General features: G+C 38.5%; 20 protein-coding genes and 2 tRNA genes. 20 read left to right on the top strand and 2 right to left on the bottom strand.

Features of this window, described 5'->3' with window-relative positions:
- The first annotated feature begins 15 nt into the window (after nucleotides 1-15).
- The 5 genes from ACFX40_RS26525 (at nucleotide 16) to ACFX40_RS26505 (ending at nucleotide 2,239) form a co-directional block, all read left to right on the top strand.
- Nucleotides 16-282 carry an RNA-binding S4 domain-containing protein gene (locus ACFX40_RS26525; RefSeq protein ID WP_013054875.1) on the top strand — a complete coding sequence of 89 codons (267 nt, stop codon included), beginning with the start codon at nucleotides 16-18 and terminating at the stop codon, nucleotides 280-282.
- A 99-nt stretch (nucleotides 283-381) separates the two neighbouring features.
- Entirely contained in the window at nucleotides 382-687 is a 306-nt protein-coding gene (gene yabP, locus ACFX40_RS26520; RefSeq protein WP_013054876.1) for a sporulation protein YabP, read from the top strand.
- Nucleotides 684-1,307 (top strand): spore cortex biosynthesis protein YabQ, encoded by a 624-nt coding sequence (gene yabQ, locus ACFX40_RS26515; RefSeq protein ID WP_050691224.1) that lies wholly within the window; start codon nucleotides 684-686, stop codon nucleotides 1,305-1,307. Before yabP ends, yabQ begins: the two co-directional genes overlap by 4 nt.
- Before the next feature lie 4 nt (nucleotides 1,308-1,311).
- On the top strand, nucleotides 1,312-1,683 hold the full coding sequence (locus tag ACFX40_RS26510; RefSeq protein WP_013054878.1) for an FtsB family cell division protein: 372 nt from the start codon (nucleotides 1,312-1,314) through the stop codon (nucleotides 1,681-1,683).
- A gap of 88 nt (nucleotides 1,684-1,771) precedes the next feature.
- Entirely contained in the window at nucleotides 1,772-2,239 is a 468-nt protein-coding gene (locus tag ACFX40_RS26505) for a S1 domain-containing RNA-binding protein (RefSeq protein WP_013054879.1), read from the top strand.
- A 119-nt stretch (nucleotides 2,240-2,358) separates the two neighbouring features.
- Here ACFX40_RS26505 and ACFX40_RS26500 read toward each other — a convergent pair.
- Together ACFX40_RS26500 and ACFX40_RS26495 are read right to left on the bottom strand one after the other, a co-directional pair.
- Nucleotides 2,359-2,430: transfer RNA gene (locus ACFX40_RS26500), tRNA-Glu, on the bottom strand.
- A gap of 10 nt (nucleotides 2,431-2,440) precedes the next feature.
- Nucleotides 2,441-2,514, bottom strand: a tRNA-Met gene (locus ACFX40_RS26495).
- 312 nt (nucleotides 2,515-2,826) lie between these two features.
- Here ACFX40_RS26495 and spoIIE point away from each other — a divergent pair.
- From spoIIE to lysS, 15 genes are all read left to right on the top strand, one after another.
- On the top strand, nucleotides 2,827-5,304 hold the full coding sequence (gene spoIIE, locus ACFX40_RS26490; RefSeq protein ID WP_013054880.1) for a stage II sporulation protein E: 2,478 nt from the start codon (nucleotides 2,827-2,829) through the stop codon (nucleotides 5,302-5,304).
- 71 nt (nucleotides 5,305-5,375) lie between these two features.
- On the top strand, nucleotides 5,376-6,116 hold the full coding sequence (locus ACFX40_RS26485) for a VWA domain-containing protein (protein WP_013054881.1): 741 nt from the start codon (nucleotides 5,376-5,378) through the stop codon (nucleotides 6,114-6,116).
- Nucleotides 6,085-7,050 carry a protein kinase domain-containing protein gene (locus tag ACFX40_RS26480; protein WP_034654932.1) on the top strand — a complete coding sequence of 322 codons (966 nt, stop codon included), beginning with the start codon at nucleotides 6,085-6,087 and terminating at the stop codon, nucleotides 7,048-7,050. The genes ACFX40_RS26485 and ACFX40_RS26480 overlap by 32 nt, the downstream gene beginning before the upstream one ends.
- Nucleotides 7,051-7,146: 96 nt before the next feature.
- Nucleotides 7,147-8,523 carry a tRNA lysidine(34) synthetase TilS gene (gene tilS, locus ACFX40_RS26475; protein WP_377257193.1) on the top strand — a complete coding sequence of 459 codons (1,377 nt, stop codon included), beginning with the start codon at nucleotides 7,147-7,149 and terminating at the stop codon, nucleotides 8,521-8,523.
- Between the two features lie 27 nt (nucleotides 8,524-8,550).
- Entirely contained in the window at nucleotides 8,551-9,090 is a 540-nt protein-coding gene (gene hpt, locus ACFX40_RS26470; protein WP_013054884.1) for a hypoxanthine phosphoribosyltransferase, read from the top strand.
- Between the two features lie 93 nt (nucleotides 9,091-9,183).
- Nucleotides 9,184-11,094 (top strand): ATP-dependent zinc metalloprotease FtsH, encoded by a 1,911-nt coding sequence (ftsH, locus tag ACFX40_RS26465; RefSeq protein WP_013054885.1) that lies wholly within the window; start codon nucleotides 9,184-9,186, stop codon nucleotides 11,092-11,094.
- Between the two features lie 218 nt (nucleotides 11,095-11,312).
- Entirely contained in the window at nucleotides 11,313-12,080 is a 768-nt protein-coding gene (locus tag ACFX40_RS26460; RefSeq protein WP_013054886.1) for a type III pantothenate kinase, read from the top strand.
- 12 nt (nucleotides 12,081-12,092) lie between these two features.
- Nucleotides 12,093-12,971 carry an Hsp33 family molecular chaperone HslO gene (hslO, locus tag ACFX40_RS26455; protein ID WP_013054887.1) on the top strand — a complete coding sequence of 293 codons (879 nt, stop codon included), beginning with the start codon at nucleotides 12,093-12,095 and terminating at the stop codon, nucleotides 12,969-12,971.
- A gap of 201 nt (nucleotides 12,972-13,172) precedes the next feature.
- Nucleotides 13,173-14,111, top strand: coding sequence for a cysteine synthase A (gene cysK / locus ACFX40_RS26450; RefSeq protein ID WP_013054888.1), 939 nt, complete (start codon nucleotides 13,173-13,175; stop codon nucleotides 14,109-14,111).
- A 97-nt stretch (nucleotides 14,112-14,208) separates the two neighbouring features.
- Nucleotides 14,209-15,624, top strand: a complete 1,416-nt coding sequence (pabB, locus tag ACFX40_RS26445; RefSeq protein WP_028410341.1) for an aminodeoxychorismate synthase component I — start codon at nucleotides 14,209-14,211, stop codon at nucleotides 15,622-15,624.
- Nucleotides 15,625-15,626: 2 nt separating this feature from the next.
- Entirely contained in the window at nucleotides 15,627-16,208 is a 582-nt protein-coding gene (gene pabA, locus ACFX40_RS26440; protein ID WP_013054890.1) for an aminodeoxychorismate/anthranilate synthase component II, read from the top strand.
- A gap of 4 nt (nucleotides 16,209-16,212) precedes the next feature.
- Complete coding sequence (pabC, locus tag ACFX40_RS26435; RefSeq protein ID WP_377257190.1) at nucleotides 16,213-17,076, top strand: aminodeoxychorismate lyase; 864 nt, start codon at nucleotides 16,213-16,215, stop codon at nucleotides 17,074-17,076.
- 21 nt (nucleotides 17,077-17,097) lie between these two features.
- Nucleotides 17,098-17,457, top strand: a complete 360-nt coding sequence (gene folB, locus ACFX40_RS26430) for a dihydroneopterin aldolase (protein WP_098250023.1) — start codon at nucleotides 17,098-17,100, stop codon at nucleotides 17,455-17,457.
- Nucleotides 17,458-18,003 carry a 2-amino-4-hydroxy-6-hydroxymethyldihydropteridine diphosphokinase gene (gene folK / locus ACFX40_RS26425; RefSeq protein ID WP_377257187.1) on the top strand — a complete coding sequence of 182 codons (546 nt, stop codon included), beginning with the start codon at nucleotides 17,458-17,460 and terminating at the stop codon, nucleotides 18,001-18,003.
- 271 nt (nucleotides 18,004-18,274) lie between these two features.
- Nucleotides 18,275-19,759: a lysine--tRNA ligase gene (gene lysS, locus ACFX40_RS26420; protein WP_013054894.1), complete on the top strand. Its 1,485-nt coding sequence runs from the start codon at nucleotides 18,275-18,277 to the stop codon at nucleotides 19,757-19,759.
- The last annotated feature ends 262 nt before the right edge of the window (nucleotides 19,760-20,021 follow it).

Below are 20,021 nucleotides of genomic sequence, written 5' to 3'. Positions count from 1 at the left end.
AAAGGTGAGGGAATTATGAGGTTAGATAAATTTTTAAAAGTATCACGTTTAATTAAGCGCCGTACATTAGCAAAAGAAGTATCAGACAAGGGCCGTATTACCATTAATGGTATCGTTGCAAAAGCAAGCACAAATGTGAAAGTAGGAGATGAATTAGCGATCACATTCGGCACGAAGAAAATTACCGTTAAAATAGAGGCTCTTCAAGAAGCAGCTAAAAAAGAAGAAGCAGCTAATTTGTACTCAATTGTCAAAGAAGAGCGTATTTCATCTGAAGTATAACTGATGAAGGCTTGTTCTAAATCACCTTTCTCATTCATATGTTTTAAACAACAGATAACAAGAGCGAATGCTCTTAATGAATGAGGTGGGGATGAAGATATGAGCCAATTTTACGAAACAAGTAATTCAAACAAAGACCATACTCCAAATCATGATTTAGTGATGAAGGGTCGGCGTCTCTTAGATATCACGGGTGTGAAGCAGGTAGAGAGCTTTGACAATGAGGAATTTTTACTTGAAACAGTGATGGGTTTCTTGTCAGTTAGAGGGCAAAATCTGCAAATGAAAAATTTAGACGTTGATCAAGGAATTGTATCGATAAAAGGAAAAATCTTTGATATAGTTTACTTAGATGAGAACCAATCGGAGAAGGCTAAAGGATTCTTTAGTAAGTTGTTTCGATGAGTTTAAACATTCAGCTCTATACAATGCTTGCGATGGTATCGATGGGAAGCGGTTTAGGTGCTTCTCTCGATACTTATCGTTACTTTGTTAATCGCTCTAAATCACGCCCATGGTTTGTATTTGTGAATGACGTATTGTTTTGGATGGTGCAAGCTCTTCTCATTTTTTATGTGTTGTTTTTAGTGAATGAAGGAGAACTGCGTTTGTATGCGTTTCTTGCTTTGTTTTGCGGTTTTGCCGCGTATCAAAGCTTATTTCAATCACTGTATTTAAAAGTATTAACATTTACTGTCTCGAGCGTATTAAGTTTATATCGAGGTGTTTTAACGCTTAGTAATATTTTTTTGGTCAAGCCTATCCGCTTCTTTATTCATATTCTACTTGTAGTCGCTTTAGGAATCTACCGAGCCGTTCATAAGCTGCTCGTATTCTGTCTAAAGCTTATTTACGTACCGACCAGGTGGGTTCTTTTCGTATTTTGGAGAATGATGCCTAAACCTGTAAAACGATTTTTACATATGGGTTTTCGGTATATAGAAGGAATTTACAATCGTGCAAAGAATATGATAATGAGAATCGTTGCATGGGTGAACACTTTAAAAAACAAGGGGGACGACTAATTCAATGAGTGCGGTACGAAAAAAAAAGGTCGCGAAGTTAAATACTGATTATAGCCATAAACAAGAGCAAATTAAACAAAATACAGATCGAAAGCGTATCGGTTTAATTAGGCGTTTGACTGTTTTTGGAGTGTTGGCCTTAATCATTGGTGGATTGATGGTATCAGCTTTAATTACGCAAACCTCAGCTATTGAGAACAAAAAAGCTGAGAAGGTGAAATTAGAACAGCAGCTGACAAAATTACAAAGCAAGCAAAAGCAGTTAAAAGGTGAAATCGTCAAGTTAAATGACGATGATTATATTAAAAAAATTGCCCGCAGAGATTATTTTTTATCAGAAGACGGGGAAATTATCTTTAATGTAAAAAAAGACTAAACATATGGTTCGTTGACAGTGTATTTTTGCTTTTTGTATAATATAATAAATTGATTTCTTTTATCATTTAAGGAGGAGCATTTTTTTTATGTCAATCGAAGTAGGCAGCAAGTTACAGGGAAAGGTAACAGGTATTACGAACTTTGGAGCTTTTGTTGAGTTACCAGGAGGTTCAACAGGCTTGGTTCATATCAGTGAAGTAGCTGATAATTACGTAAAGGACATTAACGACCATTTAAAAGTGGGCGACGAAGTTGAAGTCAAAGTAATTAACGTTGAGAAAGATGGTAAAATTGGTCTTTCAATTAAGAAAGCGGTAGACAAACCAGAACGTCCGGAAAGACCGGAGCGTCCTGCAAGAGCGCCACGCTCAGACCGTCCACGTGATTCACGCCCACAACGTAATAACAATCGTGGTGGCGGTAATGATTTCCGTACAAAAGAAACATTCGAACAAAAAATGAATCGTTTCTTAAAAGACAGTGAAGAACGTTTATCTTCCCTAAAACGCCATACCGAATCAAAACGCGGTGGACGCGGTGCAAAACGCGGTTAACTTGCTGCTTATATCAAATAGATAGCGAGTTTTTGGAAAGTACCTTTTATCTAAAAGGTGCTTTTTTATATGTAAAAAAGAGTAGAAAAAAAGCATGTACTGTTGTACATGCTTTTTGATGACCCGTACGGGATTCGAACCCGTGTTACCGCCGTGAAAGGGCGGTGTCTTAACCGCTTGACCAACGGGCCGTTATTCGAGTAGCGGCGGAGGGGATCGAACCCCCGACCTCACGGGTATGAACCGTACGCTCTAGCCAGCTGAGCTACACCGCCATTATACGTTCTCTAAAAGACATTTATAATAATATAAAAAAGCTGGGATATTGTCAATAACTTTTTTGTTATTTTTATAGACTATTATTTGCTTTTAAAAAAGAATGATGAGCATAGGCTTTCTCTGAGGCAAACAGTATCTCTGATATTTTTTAAATTGCCATGTAAGATTGTACATCTTTTTGTATAGTTTTCAATATAATACTAGAAAATAGTCGAACGATTATAGGTATTTTGCTAGTCCGTTTGACAAAATTTCACCTTTCGCCGCGATATAATAATGAATAAGTATAATTAGCGGGTGGTGGGAGAATGCAAAAGACGGAAAGAGATTTTGCAAGTCCAACAACAGAGGCGGTATTTAACCGAACTAGATTAGAAATGTCCCGTGTGTTTACAAAGGCGGGTATGAAAACGGAAAAGGTGTTATTTCAATGGGGATTGTTGCTGCTAGTCGTAGGTTTTTTATTAGGACGAGCATTAATTTTAATGAAAATCATGCCATTTGCTTTGCCATTCTTTGCAGCTGTAATGGCTATAAAGAAAGAAAAAGCACCGTTAGCAAGTTTAGCCGTATTGGCAGGGGCATTTAGTGTTTCCATTCAAAATGGAGGTACCGTATTTGCTACACTATTTGTTTTCTTACTAATTCATCGATTTAGCGGCATACTGACAATGGATCCGTTAAAAAAGCTGCCGTTCACTGTATTTAGCGCGATGTTACTTACAAAACTAACTATTTTTTATGTGTTTACCAAGGAATTCACCATGTATGATTTTACATTTGTGGCAGTAGAAGCGGGGTTGAGCTTTATCTTAACAATGATTTTCTTACAAAGCGTGCCTTTAATTTCATACCGAAAGCGAAAACAATCATTAAAAACAGAAGAAGTGATCTCTCTTATTATTTTATTGGCATCTGTTATGACGGGGACAATAGGGTGGATGATTTACGGGCTTTCGGCTGAACATATATTATCTCGTTACTTAGTATTAGTTTTTGCGTTTGTATCTGGCCCTACGATAGGAGCTACGGTGGGGGTCGTAACCGGTTTAATTTTAAGCTTCGCCAATGTTTCTAGTTTGTACGAAATGAGTTTACTCGCTTTTTCCGGCTTGCTTGGAGGACTTTTAAAAGACGGTAAAAAGCTAGGGGCAGCTCTTGGGCTGGTTGTTGGTTCATTGCTAATTGGCCTATATGCTCAGGCAGATCAAGGGTTGACGACTAATTTGTATGAATCACTGACGGCCGTTGTCCTATTTTTATTAACCCCATCTTTTGTTTTGAAAAACTTAAGTAAACTAGTACCAGGGACATCTGAAAACATGCTTGAACAACAGCAGTACGTGCGCAAGATCCGAGACGTAACAGCGAATCGCGTAGAACAGTTCTCAAATGTTTTTCAAGCACTTTCCAAAAGCTTTACGCAAAATGGATTTTATGATGAAAAGCCAAGCGCGGATAAAGAAGTCGATTATTTCTTAAGCAGCGTTACCGAAAGAACGTGCCAATTTTGTTTTAAAAAAGAACAATGTTGGGCACAGCAGTTTGATACAACCTATGAATATATGAAGGAAATTATGCTTGAAGTTGATAATGGCACTCTTGAACAAAACCCAAGACTAATTCGAGAAATGGACAAACATTGTGTGAAATCGAAAAAAGTCATCGATGTGATTGAGCATGAACTTACGTATTTTAAAGCCAATCAGCACTTAAAAGCCCAAATTCAAGAAAGTAGAAGGATTGTAGCAGAACAGCTTCACGGTGTTTCTGAAGTCATGGGGAATTTTGCAAAAGAAATTAAGCGAGAGCGCGAAAATTTAAATGTACAAGAAGAACAGATTTTAGAAGCTCTTCGTAACTTTGGGATGGAAATCAATCAAATTGAAATTTATAGCTTAGAACCTGGAAATGTAGATATTGAAATGTGGGTGCCATATTGTCACGGAAGAGGAGAATGCGAGAAGATTATTGCGCCAATGCTTACAGATATTTTAGGTGAAAGTATTGTAGTAAAGAACGAAGAATGTGCTAAATACCCTCAAGGCTATTGCCACGTTTCGTTTGGGTGTACAAAAGCGTACGTTGTTGATACAGGCGTAGCACATGCTGCTAAGGGCGGAGGGTTTGTATCCGGTGACAGCTACTCCATGATTGAGCTAAATGCCGGTAAGTATGCACTAGCTATTAGCGATGGTATGGGGAATGGAGAGCGTGCCCACTATGAAAGCAGCGAAACGCTTCAGCTGTTAAAACAAATTTTACAAACAGGAATAGAAGAGACAATTGCAATTAAATCGATTAATTCTATTTTATCGCTGCGTACAAACGATGAGATCTTTTCTACGTTAGATTTAGCGATGATCGACTTACAAGATGCCAATGTAAACTTCTTGAAAATCGGTTCTACGCCAAGCTTCATCAAACGTGGAGATAAGGTTATTAAAATACAGGCAAGCAATTTGCCAATGGGCATTATTGAAGAATTTGAAGTGGATGTTGTGAATGAACAAATGAAGGCGGAAGACTTATTAATTATGATGAGTGACGGCGTATTTGAAGGACCAAAACACGTTGAGAACTACGAAATGTGGATGAAGCGAAAAATTGGAGAGCTTCAAACAAACGATCCACAAGAAATCGCAGACTTAATTATGGAAGAAGTTATTCGAACAAAATCAGGTTTAATTGAAGATGATATGACGGTAGTTGTGGCAAAACTTCAGCACAATACTCCGAAATGGTCATCGATTCCTTCTTACGCTTATCGTAAAAAAGCACAATAGTTAGATAGAAGTATATTTTATCTCCTCCTCGTCTATCATGTTAATACTGATAATGAGGAGGGGATTTTTTTATGAAAAAAGGTACATTGAAACAGATGTTGGTCATTACGGACGGTGGTTCGAATACAGGTGAAGATCCGGTAGCAATGGCAGCACTAGCTAAAGAACAAGGAATTAGTGTAAACGTTATCGGTGTGATGGAAGAGGACACAATTGATGAGCAAAGCACGAATGAAATAGAAGGCATTGCTATGTCAGGCGGTGGCGTGAGTCAAATTGTTTACGTAAAACAGCTGTCTCAAACTGTTCAAATGGTTACAAGGCAGGCAATGACGCAAACACTTCAAGGCGTTGTAAATAAAGAACTTCAGCAAATTCTAGGTTCATCTAATTCAAGATTAGAAGAGTTATCTCCTGAGAAGCGAGGAGAAATCATGGAAGTTGTTGATGAACTTGGGGAAACGGTTGACTTAGAGATTCTTATTTTAGTTGACATGAGCGGAAGTATGAAAAATAAGCTTCCTACTGTAAAGGAGTCGCTGTTAGATTTATCGTTAAGCTTGAATGCTCGCATGGGGCATAATCAATTTTCAATCTTTTTATTTCCTGGGAAAAAGAAAGATGTAGAGAAGCTAATGGACTGGAATCCAAGATTAGAGTCGCTTTCAACGATTTTTCCGAAACTAACAGCAGGAGGTATTACGCCTACTGGACCGGCTATCAAAGAGGCTACTCATTATTTCACCAAAAAGCGCTCATTGAGAGGGTTGTTAAAAAATAATGAACAATACATTGAAGAATCAGGTATGTAACCTATCTCCGGGAACAGAAATTCAAGGAAAATGGCATCACGTCCATTATAAAATTCTTGAGAAATTAGGCGTGGGGGCAACTGGAGTTGTCTATTTAGTTCAATTAGTAAACGGAACGCTAGCGGCGTTAAAAATAAGCTTTTCCAACATGTCCGTTACAGCAGAAGTGAATGTATTAAAAAAGCTCTCTCAAGTCAAAGACAAAGTACTAGGACCGCGCTTACTTGATGTAGATGATTGGAGCTATGGTTCTCACGCTCTTTCTTTTTATGTAATGGAGTATGTGAAAGGGCAGCCTCTCCTTTCCTTTATCTCCACAAGAGGGACGGAATGGCTGCAAGTATTTGCAAGTCAGCTCTTAACAGACTTAGAAAACCTTCATGAAGAAGGGTGGGTATTTGGCGATTTAAAACCAGAAAACCTGGTCGTAACATCTAACCCCGTAAAAGTTCGATGGATTGACGTCGGAGGTACAACTCTGCAAGGGCGGTCAATAAAAGAATTTACCGACTTTTATGATCGAGCGCACTGGGGGCTTGGCTCCCGAAAAGCAGAACCGACTTATGATTTGTTTGCTGTATCTATGGTTTTGATTCACGCAGCTTATGGCAAGCGAATTAATAAAACGGACAAACCGGCTGAACAATTAAAACAATTTATATTAACAACAAAGCAGTTGGAACCTTTCGGGGACGTTTTGTATCAAGCGGTTACGGGAAAGTATAAGTCAGCTAAAGAAATGAAAACAGAGGTGTTATCGGTCGAAAAAAGAAGAGGGGCAAAAAGTAAAGGAACAAAGCCTCAAAACGTTCGTCAACCGTCTGCCCCTCGTGTTAAAGTAAAGAAGAAGCGTTCTCACGTGTTAGAGACGCTACTACTTTGTACGTCTGTAATGTTGATTTATATTTTGTATCTATTTATTCAAGTGCTATAAAGTTTGGAGAAATTGTGAAACTTTCCTTATAGTCATTCGTATAAAGTAAATTAATGATACATTATTGCGTGTACATTATAAGGATGAGTCATTCCTATGGAAAAGCAAGTGAACAATTTTATGACAAAACATCAGTTATTATCCGCAGGCTCTACAGTGGTTGTAGGTATTTCTGGTGGTCCTGATTCTTTAGCACTGCTGCATTTCTTATGGAGTCTGAAAGAGCAAAAATCTCTCACGATTATTGCTGCTCATGTTGATCATATGTTCCGGGGCAACGAGTCACAGCAGGATATGGAATATGTGCAGAACTACTGCAAACAATTGAATATTAAATGTGAGGCGAAGCAGATTAATGTTACTGCCTATCAGAAGGAAAGAAAGTTATCTTCTCAAGTAGCAGCCAGAGAATGCCGCTATACATTTTTTACTCATGTTATGAAGAAGCACAAAGCAAATCTTCTTGCATTAGGACATCACGGAGATGATCAGATTGAAACGATGTTAATGCGAATGGTTCGAGGCAGTACGATGAATGGATACGCAGGGATGCAGCCCAAGCGGCCATATGGGGATGGATTTATTATTAGGCCGTTCCTAGCCGTAACGAAAGAAGAAATCAATCGCTACTGTAAGCTACATGGGCTTACCCCTCGGGTTGACCCGAGTAATGAGAAAGATTCGTACACGAGAAATCGGTTTCGTCATTACGTTTTGCCATTTTTAAAGCAAGAAAACGCCGCTGTACATGAAAAATTTCAACAATTTAGCGAGAACTTGCATGAAGATCAAGCATACTTAGAGGAATTAACGACCGATGTGATGAATAAAGTAATGAGAAAGAAATTGCAAAATGAAATTCTCATTGATAGAGATTGTTTTCTAAGGATACGCAAGCCTTTACAAAGGCGTGGTATTCAACTAATATTAAACTATCTCTATAAAGAAATTCCTCCAACCCTTTCCTCAGCGCATGTTGACATGTTAGTAGGATTTTGTGAAAGTGAAAAACCGTCTGGTACGCTTGATTTTCCAAATGGTTTGCGCATTATCCGATCTTACAACGACTGTCTTTTCACCTTTAATGAGGGGAACATCGAGCCATATGAATTTATTGTTCCGATTCCAGGGGTCGTCGAGCTTCCAAATGGTCACCAGCTTATTTGTGAAATACATAATAAAGTCGAAGATATAAAAGGAAACGATGTTTTTCTTTTAGATGAAGCTCACGATTTACAATCATTAAAGGTAAGGACACGAAAAAATGGCGATAAAATGCGAGTAAAGGGCATGAAGGGACATAAAAAAGTAAAGGATATTTTTATCGATGAAAAAATCCCTTTACAATTCAGAGATCATTGGCCGGTAGTGGAAGATAGCCAAGGAACTATTTTGTGGCTACCTGGTTTGAAAAAATCTGCTTATGAACTGCATACACATAAGTCCAGATATGTTATTTTATACTATAAGTAGCGAAAACTTCTAGGAGGCAAGTAAGGAATGAAGCAGGATATTCAAGAAATTTTGATTTCAGAAGAAGAAATACAACAGAAAGTAAAAGAATTGGGTAAGCTATTATCTGAGGAATACGCTGACCGTTTTCCTTTGGTAATCGGTGTATTGAAAGGCGCTATGCCTTTTATGTCTGATCTAATTAAGCGTGTTGATACATATTTAGAAATGGATTTTATGGATGTATCAAGTTATGGCAATGCGATGGTTTCTTCTGGTGAAGTAAAAATCCTAAAAGATTTAGATACATCAGTTGAAGGTCGAGACATTCTTATCTTAGAGGATATTATCGACAGCGGCTTAACGCTTAGCTACCTTGTAGAGTTATTCAAGTACCGTAAAGCTAAGTCAATTAAGATTGTCACACTCTTAGACAAACCAACAGGTCGTAAAGCATCTATTAAAGCAGATTACGTTGGATTTGAAGTACCTGATGCATTCGTAGTAGGGTATGGATTAGATTATCAAGAGAAATATCGTAACCTGCCGTATATTGGGGTTCTTAAACCGCAAGTATACAGCAATTAATAAGCACATATCCAAGTGCAATTTATTGGATAGGATAAATGTTCTATGTTAGTATTGAATACAGTATTTGTTTATCGTGGGAGGAGGTAAGAAATGAATCGGATCTTCCGTAATACCATCTTTTATTTACTTATATTTTTAGTCATTATTGGTGTGGTAAGCTTCTTTAGTGGCTCTAATCAAAAAGCAGAACCAATGAGATACGATACATTTGTTCAACACTTAGACAAAGGTGATGTGAAATCACTCTCTATGAAGCCTGAAAGAGGCGTGTATGTTGTGCAAGGGAAGTTAGATTCTTATAAAAAGGATCAAACGTTCCAAACTTACATCGTAGATGGTGACAAAGCACTTGATCGTATTGACGCTGCTTCCGAAAATAATCAAGTAGAAGTTGATTTTAAACCTGCTGATGAAACAAGCGGCTGGGTAACGTTCTTTACGTCAATCATTCCGTTTGTTATTATTTTCATCCTATTCTTCTTCTTACTAAACCAAGCTCAAGGTGGCGGAAGCCGCGTTATGAACTTCGGTAAAAGTAAGGCTAAGCTTTACAGTGAAGAAAAGAAAAAGGTTAAATTTAAAGACGTAGCTGGTGCAGACGAAGAAAAGCAAGAACTTGTGGAAGTTGTTGAGTTCTTAAAAGATCCTCGTAAATTCGCAGAGCTAGGTGCAAGAATTCCGAAGGGTGTCTTACTTGTGGGACCTCCTGGTACTGGTAAAACATTATTAGCAAGAGCTGTTGCTGGTGAAGCAGGCGTTCCTTTCTTCTCTATCAGTGGTTCAGACTTTGTTGAAATGTTTGTTGGGGTCGGTGCTTCTCGTGTTCGTGATTTATTCGAAAATGCGAAGAAGAATGCTCCATGTATTATCTTTATTGATGAAATCGATGCTGTAGGTCGTCAACGTGGCGCAGGTCTTGGTGGCGGACACGATGAACGTGAACAAACATTGAACCAATTGCTTGTTGAGATGGATGGTTTTGGTGCTAACGAAGGTATCATTATCATTGCAGCAACAAACCGCCCCGATATCTTAGATCCAGCGTTATTACGTCCAGGCCGCTTCGACCGTCAAATTACGGTAGATCGTCCAGATGTAAATGGCCGTGAAGCAGTGCTTAAAGTACATGCTCGCAATAAGCCTTTAGATGAATCAGTAAACTTAAAAGCAATTGCTATGCGTACGCCAGGTTTCTCAGGTGCAGATCTCGAAAACTTGTTAAACGAAGCTGCCTTAGTAGCTGCTAGACAGGACAAAAAGAAAATTGAAATGGTTGACATTGACGAAGCAACAGACCGCGTAATTGCAGGTCCAGCTAAGAAAAGTCGAGTTATTTCTAAAAAAGAACGCAATATTGTTGCTTATCATGAAGCAGGACATACAATTATCGGTGTCGTATTAGACGAAGCTGATATGGTACATAAAGTAACCATTGTTCCACGTGGGCAAGCTGGTGGATATGCTGTTATGTTACCAAAAGAAGATCGCTACTTTATGACGAAGCCAGAGCTGCTGGATAAAATTGTTGGATTGCTTGGTGGTCGCGTAGCTGAGGAAATTATTTTCGGCGAAGTGAGTACAGGTGCTCACAATGACTTCCAGCGTGCAACAAGCATCGCTCGTAAAATGGTAACAGAATACGGTATGAGTGAAAAGTTAGGACCAATGCAATTCGGTCAATCACAACAAGGCCAAGTATTCTTAGGTCGTGATTTACACAGTGAACAAAACTACAGTGATGCGATTGCTCATGAAATTGATAATGAAATCCAACGTTTCATTAAAGAAAGCTATGAGCGTGCGAAGCAGATCTTAACGGAAAACCGTGACAAGTTAGAGCTTGTAGCTCAAACATTGTTAGAAGTAGAAACGTTAGACGCTGAGCAAATCAACCACTTAGTAGATCATGGAACTCTTCCAGACCGTTCTAGTCACGTAACAGATGAAGATGTTAAAGTAAACATCCAAACAAAGACAGACGATGAAGAGCCAAAAGCATAAGACAATAAAAATCAGTGGAGATATTCTCCACTGATTTTTTTAATGGGCAAAAGTTAGGTTTGGTAAAAGGTTTTCGTATATATGGTGGATAAGTAGGATATCCACTAGAGAATCGTGTCATTATATTCCTATTTTATCTAGAATATACACGTCTATTTACCAGTTATGGTATGATGGTTTCAGTGTGAATACTGAATTTATATAAAGTGGTGATTGAAATGATTTTTGTATTAGATGTTGGAAATACGAATACGGTATTAGGTGTATACGATGGAGATGAATTAAAGTATCACTGGCGTGTAGAAACAAGCCGTAATAAAACAGAAGACGAGTATGGCATGACAATCAAAGCCTTGCTTGAGCACGTTAGTTTATCTTTTAAAGATATTCATGGTATTATTATTTCCTCTGTTGTTCCTCCTATTATGTTTGCATTGGAGAGAATGTGTCAAAAGTATTTTCATTTAAAGCCGCTTGTTGTTGGTCCTGGAATTAAGACGGGTTTAAATATTAAATATGAAAATCCGCGTGAAGTGGGAGCAGACCGTATTGTAAATGCTGTTGCTGGAATTCAGCTATACGGAAGCCCTTTAATTATCGTTGATTTTGGTACCGCAACCACGTATTGCTATATTGATGAAAATAAGCAATATATGGGTGGTGCGATTGCCCCTGGTATTAATATTTCAACAGAAGCTCTTTATTCAAGAGCATCTAAGCTTCCGCGAATTGAAATTGCGCGACCAAATAGCATTGTGGGAAAAAATACAGTATCTGCGATGCAAGCAGGTATTTTATATGGATACGTTGGACAAGTAGAAGGAATTGTAGCAAGAATGAAAGAGCAAGCAACAGTAAATCCTAAAGTTATTGCTACTGGAGGACTCGCAACATTGATTGCTAAAGAGTCGGATATTATTGATATTGTGGATCCATTTTTGACTTTAAAAGGATTACAAATAATTTATACAAAAAATATGGAGTAAGAGGTGTATATTATGGGTGACTATTTAGTAAAAGCACTAGCTTACAATAGTCAAGTTCGCGCTTATGCAGTAAAAACAACGGATACAGTTGGAGAAGCGCAGCGCCGTCACTATACATGGCCTACAGCCTCTGCAGCATTGGGACGTTCAATGACTGCGGGAGTCATGATGGGGGCTATGCTAAAGGGTGAGCAAAAGCTAACAATTAAAATTGAAGGCCGCGGCCCAATTGGCGTTATTTTAGTAGACAGCAATGCTAAAGGGGAAGTGCGTGGATATGTAACGAATCCACAAACGCACTTCGATTTAAATCAGCATGGGAAATTAGATGTAGCACGTGCTGTAGGTACAGATGGCACGCTAAGTGTCGTAAAAGATATCGGAATGCGTGATCAATTTAACGGACAAGTACCTATTGTATCGGGAGAATTAGGAGAGGATTTCACGTATTATTTTGTGACATCTGAACAAGTCCCATCTTCAGTAGGTGTAGGTGTACTTGTTAACCCTGATAACACGATCTTAGCTGCGGGCGGATTTATCATTCAGCTTCTGCCAGGAACAGATGATAAAACGATTACAGCTATTGAACAACGCTTACAGACGATTGAGCCAATTTCAAAACTGATTCAAAAAGGTCTTTCTCCTGAGGAAATCTTAGAAGAAGTTCTTGGAAAAGAAAATGTGAAGTTTCTGGAGACAATGCCTGTAGAGTTCAAATGTCAGTGCTCAGAAGAAAGAATTGCCAATGCTATTATCAGCTTAGGACAAGAAGAGATTCAATCGATGATTGAGGAAGACGGCCAAGCTGAAGCCCAGTGTCATTTCTGTAATGAGACCTATCGTTTTGATAAAAAGCAGCTTGAAGAAATGAAAGAACAAGCAATCTAAATGAAATAAAAGATTCTTAAAAGGCGTCATTTTATAAATGAGCGCCTTTTTTTATAGATATTAAGTTCTATTCCTGTATATATTGATCTAAAAATATAACAAAATTAGGTAAATGGAAAGACAAAATGATTGACAATTTAGAAAACATCTGATAAATTGTATACAAAATCAATAAAATTAGTTGGTATTAGGAGTGGTCATATGGCACGTATTGCAAATTCAATTACAGAGTTAATTGGTCAAACACCAATCGTAAAACTAAACCGTCTAGTTGAAGAAGATATGGCGGATGTATATTTAAAATTAGAATTTATGAACCCAGGAAGCAGCGTAAAAGATCGTATCGCATTAGCAATGATTGAAGATGCGGAAGCAAAAGGTGTGTTAAAACCTGGCGACACAATCATTGAACCAACAAGTGGTAACACAGGAATTGGCTTAGCAATGGTAGCTGCAGCAAAAGGATACCGTGCTATTTTAACAATGCCTGAAACGATGAGTATTGAGCGTCGTAATCTGCTTCGTGCGTACGGTGCAGAGTTAGTGTTAACACCAGGTCCAGAAGGAATGAAAGGGGCGGTTAATAAAGCAACTGAGCTTGCAAAAGAGCACGGCTACTTTATTCCTCAGCAGTTCCAAAACGAGGCGAACCCAGAAGTGCACCGTCAAACAACGGCTAAAGAAATTATCGAGCAGTTTGGCGATCAGCTAGATGGATTTGTAGCAGGTATCGGTACTGGCGGTACTATTACAGGTGCTGGTGAAGTGTTAAAAGAAAAGTACCCAAATATCAAAATTTATGCGGTAGAGCCAGCTGATTCTCCGATTTTAAGCGGTGGTCAACCAGGACCTCATAAAATTCAAGGAATTGGTGCAAACTTTGTTCCGGATACGCTTAACACGGAAGTATATGACGAAGTTGTCGCTGTCCAAAACGACCAAGCTTTTGAATATGCCCGTAAAGTAGCAAAAACAGAAGGTGTACTAGTAGGTATCTCTTCTGGGGCTGCGATTTATGCTGCGTTAAAGGCTGCAAAACAGCTTGGAAAAGGTAAAAAAGTGTTAGCGATTATTCCAAGTAACGGTGAGCGTTACTTAAGTACTCCGTTGTTCCAATTCGAGGAACAAACACAAGCATAAAAACGATAAAAAAACAGCTTCTATATGAAGCTGTTTTTTTTCATCTGAGAATCATGTAAAATGAAAGCAGGTGATTTATTTTTAGGAGAGTGAACAAATGCAGCAAAGAATGACTTGGGGCGAATCTATTTCTATCTCTAAAAACCAATGGTTCAAAAAATATCAAGAGTTGTCAAAAGAGGAACCGAATCATATCCTGCTTGAAAGCGGTCGAGGCGGAAAGTTTCAAATGATGGGATTAAAACCTGTAGCCATTTTGCGAGGCGAACAAAACGAGCTTCATATCAAAACGGATGGCCAAGCTACTGTTCAAAAAGGTAATCCGCTTCATCTTATGCGAGACTGGGTGAAGAAGTTTGAAGCAGAGGTGAATCCAGATCTTCCTCCTTTTCAAGGTGGAGCAATTGGCTTTATTAGCTATGATTATATCCGCTATGTAGAAACCATACCTGATCTTGCTGAAGATTCATTGAAAACGCCGGACGTTCATTTCCTTATTTTCGATGACGTATTTGTATACGATCAAGAAAAGGAAAAGCTCTGGATTATCGTTAATGACGAAGCAGATTGTAAAGAGAAGGCACATAAGCGTATTGATCAATACAAAAAGGACTGGATGGAGGCAAGTACTGAAGGACTCTCATATGAGTGGATTCATCGTGTTGCCGAAAAGAGTGAGGTTTCGATGTCTGAAGCTGCTTTTTCAGATGCTACAACTCGCGTACATGAGTACATCGGGCAAGGCGATGTGTTTCAAGTGAACTTATCTGTTCGACAGTCTCAACAGCTTCAAACTCATCCTATGCATATCTACGAACAGGTACGAAAAATCAACCCGTCTCCTTACATGTCTTATATGCAGACAGAAGAATTTCACATTGTGAGCTGTTCACCAGAACTATTAGTGAAAAAAGCCGGTGATGAAATCAGTACGAGACCGATTGCGGGAACGCGCTCTCGAGGTAAGGATGATCAAGAAGACCAACAGTTAGCGGATGAGCTTATTCATAACGAAAAAGAGCGTGCGGAGCACGTGATGCTTGTTGACTTGGAGCGTAATGATCTTGGTAGAGTAAGCGAATATGGTACCGTGCATGTTGACGAGTTTATGGTTATTGAAAAATATTCACATGTCATGCATATTGTGTCTAATGTAAAAGGCAAGCTCGCGCGCAACAAAGATTTTGTAGATATCGTAGATGCGGTTTTTCCTGGAGGAACGATTACTGGAGCACCTAAAGTTCGTACAATGGAAATCATTGAAGAACTTGAGCCAGTTCGACGAGGAATTTATACAGGATCGATTGGTTGGATTGGGTTTAATGGAGATATGGAATTAAATATTGCGATTCGCACTATGATTATTCAAGACGGCCAAGCTTATGTGCAGGCTGGTGCGGGTGTTGTGATTGATTCAAATCCGAAACACGAATACAAAGAATCACTGAAAAAAGCAATTGCACTATGGAAAGCAAAAGAGCAGAGCGAAAATGAGCTGAGTGAGGGTGAGTAAAGATGATATTAATGATTGATAATTATGATTCTTTTACGTTTAATTTAGTACAGTATTTAGGTGAGCTAGGGCATGAGCTTCTTGTAAAAAGAAATGATGAAATTACACTTTCTGAAATTGAAGTGCTAAATCCAGATTTCTTGATGATCTCCCCGGGACCTTGTAGTCCTAACGAAGCGGGAATCAGTCTAGAAGCCATCGAGTATTTTGCAGGTAAGATTCCAATATTCGGCGTATGCTTAGGGCATCAGTCGATTGGGCAAGCTTTTGGAGGGAATGTGATTCGTGCGGATAAATTAATGCACGGTAAAACATCTGAAATGCATCATGATGGCCGTACTATCTTTAAAGGTCTTGATAATCCGTTCACGGCAACGCGATATCATTCTTTGATTGTAGAAAAAAGTTCACTGCCGGATTGCTTTGAGATTTCAGCGTGGACAGCAGAAGATGAAATTATGGCGATTCGCCATAAATCATTACCTATTGAAGGAGTACAGTTCCATCCTGAATCTATCATGACTTCTTACGGTAAAGAAATGCTGAAAAATTTTATTGAAACTTACGAAAAAAAGCGAGTGTAATGATATGTATATATACGTAAATGGCGAAGTAAAGCCTGCATCTGAAGCCACTATTTCTCCGTTTGATCACGGATATATGTATGGCCTAGGGCTGTTTGAAACGCTACGAGTTTATGAAGGTCATCCATTTTTAGTGGAAGACCATCTGGATCGACTGCGTAGCAGCTTACGTGAATTAAATATTGTATGGGACTACTCTACACAGGAAGTGTTGGGAATCATTAATAGTCTGTTAATGAAAAACAATGAGAAAAATGCGTATGTTCGATTAAATGTCTCAGCAGGAAATGGCGGAATTGGCTTGCAGGTGGAAGAATACGACAAGCCATCTACAATCGTATATATGAAATCAATGCCTTATCCATCGAGCCCCCTTGTAAAAGAGGGGCTTATTCTTGAGACGAAACGAAATACGCCTGAAGGAACCATGAGGTTAAAGTCTCATCATTATTTAAACAATGTACTAGCTAAGCGAGAAGTTGGTTCAGACTTAAATAAAGAGGGTATCTTTTTAACAAAAGAAGGGTTCTTAGCCGAAGGCATTGTGTCAAATTTATTTTTTGTAAAAGATGATTGTGTATATACGCCGTCTCTTGAAACAGGTATTTTAAATGGAATTACGAGACAGTTTATCTTTACGCTTTTACAAAAGAAAAACATAGAGGTTGTAGAAGGCTTATTTACAGTAGAACAGCTCTTGGAGGGTGATGAAGCTTTCGTTACAAATTCCATTCAAGAAATCGTACCTCTTCGAAGTGTAAAGAATAAGCAGTTTTCAGTAGGAGACCATACGTTGACAGCTCAGTTGCAAAAAGAGTATCGCTCTTACACGATGTCGCTAATGAGTCGACACGAGCTACATGTATAAAAGCGAAAGGAGAGGCTAAAGATGGATAAAATTTATGTGAATGATATGCGTTTCTATGGATATCATGGCGTATTTCCAGAAGAAAATAAACTAGGGCAGCGTTTTCACGTGGATTTATCTGTAGAACTGGATTTAAAACAAGCTGGTACTACGGACAATTTAGAATACTCCGTGAGCTATGCAGATTTATACCAAACATGCCAGGAAGTTGTAGAGAAGCGCACGTTCAAGTTAGTTGAAACGGTGGCCGAAACGATTGCATCTGAATTGCTTGCTAATTATGAACTCGTGCAGGCGTGTACAGTAAAGGTATATAAGCCCGATCCGCCAATTCCCGGTTATTATCAATCGGTAGCTATTGAAATTAAAAGGAGCCGTTGAATGACAACAGAAGCATATATTGCATTAGGATCAAATATTGAAAATCGAATGGAACATTTGAAGTCAGGAGTTACTGGCTTAATGGAACACTCTGAGATTAAGGTAGTGGCTGTTTCATCTGTTTATGAAACGGCCCCGGTCGGGTATACGAATCAAGCAAGCTTTTTAAACATGGTAGTAAAAATACAAACAATGTATTCGTCAGAGCACCTTTTAGATTGTTTGCAAGCCATTGAACAAACGGCAGGCCGAAAAAGAGAGATTGTATGGGGACCTAGAACCCTTGATTTAGATATCTTACTTTATAGTAATGAAATCATTCATACGGACAGACTGAGCGTCCCTCATCCCCGAATGTTTGAACGAGCGTTTGTGATGGTTCCTCTAAACGAACTAGCTCCATCTCTTATTCTCCCTGTAGCAGAAGAAAAAGTTGAAACCATCACAACACGTTTATCAGATTTGAAAGATGTAAAATTATTTCGAGAGCAAACAACGGGTATACTAGATATGTTCGAAAATAATCGTAATGATTTACATAAGTGAAAATGAATCTTATTAGTTGATTCATTTTTATATTGGCGTAAAGTAGAGTTCTGAGTAAAACTTTGAGGTTTGGTTTCGCAGGTTGTTGGTTTATTCGGTAGCTTGTTAGAGAAATCGAAGAAAAAGAGAAGCGAAGCAAGAATAAAGCGATTTGACATAGAGAAACGACTGAACCTATAATAATTTTAAAGAAACGTAGTAGTTGCCAGTAAACATGCTGGCCTTTTTTCTGTTTCGGAAAACTTAATTATACGATGGAGATGAGTAAACGATGAGTCATGAAGAATTAAATGATCAATTTCTCGTTCGTCGCGAAAAAATGAGCAACCTACGAGATCAAGGTATTGATCCGTTTGGTCAACGTTTTGAACGTACACATACATCACAGCAATTAATTAGTGAGTATGACGAGTTAACAAAAGAACAGTTAGAAGAAAATGAAGTGCCTGTGTCACTAGCTGGTCGTATTATGACAAAGCGTGGAAAAGGAAAAGCAGGTTTCGCTCACGTTCAAGATTTAACAGGACAAATTCAGCTTTATGTACGTAAAGATGCAATTGGCGAAGAACAGTATGAAATCTTCAGCAGCGTAGATATTGGTGACTTGGTAGGGGTTGAAGGTGTTTTATTCAAAACAAAAGTTGGCGAACTTTCTATCAAAGTAAAAGATTTTACGTTACTAACAAAAGCGCTTCGTCCACTTCCAGATAAATATCATGGTTTAAAAGATATTGAACAGCGCTACCGTCAACGTTACTTAGATTTAATTACAAACCCAGAAAGTAAACAAACATTTATCTCAAGAAGCCGCATTATTCAATCGATGCGCCGTTACTTAGATAATCATGGATATTTAGAAGTTGAAACACCGATGATGCATTCAATCGCAGGTGGAGCAGCAGCTCGTCCGTTTGTGACACACCACAATGCGCTTGATATGGAACTTTATATGCGTATTGCGATTGAACTTCATTTAAAACGTTTAATCGTAGGTGGATTAGAAAAAGTATATGAAATTGGCCGTGTATTCCGTAATGAAGGTGTATCTACACGTCACAATCCTGAATTTACAATGATCGAATTGTACGAAGCGTATGCGGACTACAAAGATATCATGGCTTTAACAGAGAACTTAATTGCACACATTGCGCAAGAAGTACTTGGCACAACAAAGATTCAGTATGGCGATCAAGAGGTAGATTTAACTCCAGAATGGACAAGACTTCATATGGTCGATGCTATTAAACAATATACGGGCGTAGACTTCTGGGGAGAAACATCTGTTGAAGAAGCTCGTGCTTTGGCGAAAGAACACGGGGTAGAAATCACTGAACATATGCAATATGGACATATTGTAAATGAATTCTTTGAACAAAAAGTAGAAGAGCAGTTAATTCAACCAACGTTCATTTACGGACATCCTGTAGAAATCTCTCCATTGGCTAAGAAAAATGCGGAAGATCCGCGCTTTACTGACCGTTTTGAGCTGTTTATCGTTGCACGTGAACACGCGAACGCATTTACAGAGCTAAATGATCCAATTGACCAACGTGAGCGCTTTGAAGCTCAGTTGAAAGAGAAAGAACAAGGAAACGATGAAGCACATGAGATGGATGATGACTTCATTGAGGCATTAGAATATGGTATGCCACCTACAGGTGGTCTAGGAATCGGTATTGACCGCCTTGTTATGTTACTAACAAATGCACCGTCAATCCGTGATGTACTATTATTCCCACATATGCGTCAACGCTAAAAAAGAGATGGCTACGGCCATCTTTTTTTTAGTTAATAATATTAGAAAATTTAAACTTTTAATTTACCTCTTGTTTTTATGAAAACGATTTGGTATATTTATATCTGTTGCTAACGCAGATAAGCGAAAACAACAAAAAGAAATAAAAAAGTTGTTGACATTACGTTGATAACTTGATAAGATAGTAAAGTCGCTTAAGAGCGGCGGTTGAACTTTGAAAACTGAACAAAGCGACAAACGTCAACGTTAATTTTTATTTTTT

Source organism: Priestia sp. YIM B13552 (assembly GCF_042787775.1).
GTDB lineage: Bacteria > Bacillota > Bacilli > Bacillales > Bacillaceae_H > Priestia > Priestia megaterium_E.
Note: the sequence above shows the minus strand (reverse complement) of the source record. Positions and strands in the feature narration are given on the sequence as shown.